A 2,167-nucleotide genomic window follows, 5' to 3' on the forward strand; every position below is an offset into this window, starting at 1 on the left:
CTGTGGGGTCGGACCGAAGCGCGGTGTCAGCCTTGCGGCTGGTCCGTTTCTCCGGCCCGCCCTCCGAACCCGGCGTGCGACTTTCACCGCACCGGGCTCTCCACAGGTTCATGCCGCTGGAGATGGGCTTGTTCGCCGTGACCAGGGTGTGGGGATGTCCCAGGCGCGCCAGCGATACCGGGCGACCGGGATCGATGCCGCGTCCAGCAAGACGGTTCCCTGAGCGGAGATCTCCCAGCCGTTGTTGAGCAGCCGGGTCCGTATCTTCCGCCACGACATGCCACCATGCCGCTTGCGCAGCCACCAATAGAGGCGGTGCCAGACGTAATGGCCCAGGTAGCTGAACGTCCGTTTGGACGAGCCGTGCCGGAAGTAGTTGCACCAGCCCCGGATCACCGCGTTCACGCGGATCAACAGGGTTCTCAGGTCGGGCTGTCCTGGGTGGATCAACGCCCGCACCTTGGCGATCACGCTGTTGATCGCCTTCTTGCTCGGATAGGTGTAGACGGTCCACTTCCGGGTTCCTCGTTTGCGGCGCCGCTGGATGCGGTGCCCCAGGAAGACGAACCCGTCATCGATGTGGGTGACCGAGGTCTTGGCCTCCGATAAGCGCAGGCCCATCGGGGCCAGTACCGCGGCCGCCTGCTCCCTCAACTGCTCGGCGTCGTGGCGGGTGCCGTTGACCAGGGCGACCCAGTCGTCGGCATAGCGGACCAGCCGCCAGTTCGCCACCCCACGTTGACGCCGGTTGTCGCGCTGCCGGACGGTGGCCATCGCCTCCTGATGCTCGGCCATGAACCACTCATCCAGGACCGACAAGACGATGTTGGCCAGCAGCGGGGAGAGAATCCCACCTTGCGGGGTCCCGGCGTTGGTCTGTTCCTGTCGGCCAAGTTCGGTGAGGATCCCGGCTTTGCAGAACGCCTTCACCAGCGCCAGCACCCGCCTGTCCGACACCCGTGCCCGCACCCGGTCCATCAGAGCCGGATGAGAGATGGTGTCGAAGCACGCCTCGATGTCCGCCTCCAGCACCCACTCATAGCGGTGGGAGCCCATGTGGTGGATCTCGGCGATCGCATCGTGCGCGCCCCGGTTCGGGCGAAACCCATACGAGCACGGCGCGAAACCGGCCTCGAAGATGGGCTCCATGACCAGCTTCAGCGACGCCTGAACGACCCTGTCGGCCAGAACGGGGATACCCAGACGGCGCTTCTTGGAAGTGCCAGGCTTGGGGATCAACCGTTCTCGGACCGGCAAAGGACGGAAAGCGCGCGAGCGTAGTTGCTCGCGTATCCCGTTCAGGAACGTCTCTTCGCCCCACCCGGCAGGAATGTCACGAGCTGTCAGCCCGTCAACGCCCGCCGTGCGGGACCCGGCATTGCCCCGGACCCGACGCCACGCAACCACGAGAAACGCCGGGTCAGCGACCAGGTTGAACAGATCATCGAACCGGCGAGAGCGATCCTCACCGGCCCAGCGGTGCAGTTTGGTCTGAATGCTCAGTACCCGCCACTCGGCCGTCCCCGGCTCCAGCAGCAGCGCGCCCATATTCACAAGCGGCCTCCTGATCTGACGTCCCTACCTGCCGAAACTGCTGCCTGCCTTCCCCATGTGCGCGGCTTTCCCGCACTCGGAGTACTACGCAGGCTCCGCCCCACCCCGCGCCTTCGGCGGACGACGCACCTATCCCCGCACCCGCCCTGGACGGGATCGGGCACGAGGAGCGACACGAGATGGTTCCCACGTTCACTGCCGACCGCTCGCGAGAGGAGGTGCCCAGCTATGCCCCTGCGGCATCGCCCTGACTACGCCGTAGTCCTTCACCAGAGCCTCCCGGCCAAGCGCGACAACCGGCCCAGGAGTTCCCCGCCGGGCAGCACCCGACGGGTACGCACCGCGACCCAGCCCATATCCGCCAGATTTGAGCTGGTGGAAGCCTTGAAGGGCGTTACACCACTGGTTCCTCACGTACACCTTTCCCGCTCGTTAACCAGGCCCGCACCGTCTGGCAGTACCGGCACGTCCTGACGTCGTCGAGGCTGCTCCCACCCTCACCCACGCCTCCGGGATCAGGCTGCCTCCCACTTCACACGACCCGCTACGACGGGCCATCGGCGAAGGCCTTTCACCTCCGCACGGTCAAACAGCGCCTCGTGGCGCACGCCGC

At 66.3% G+C, this 2,167-nt stretch carries 1 protein-coding gene; it reads right to left on the bottom strand.

Annotated features, from left to right (window positions below; translation table 11 throughout):
• Nucleotides 1-108: 108 nt before the first annotated feature.
• Nucleotides 109-1,548 (bottom strand): group II intron reverse transcriptase/maturase, encoded by a 1,440-nt coding sequence (ltrA, locus tag ACIBHX_RS52295; protein WP_397076523.1) that lies wholly within the window; start codon nt 1,546-1,548, stop codon nt 109-111.
• Nucleotides 1,549-2,167 lie beyond the last annotated feature (619 nt).

This window comes from Nonomuraea sp. NPDC050536, assembly GCF_044457685.1.
In the GTDB taxonomy this organism is placed as follows: Bacteria; Actinomycetota; Actinomycetes; order Streptosporangiales; family Streptosporangiaceae; genus Nonomuraea.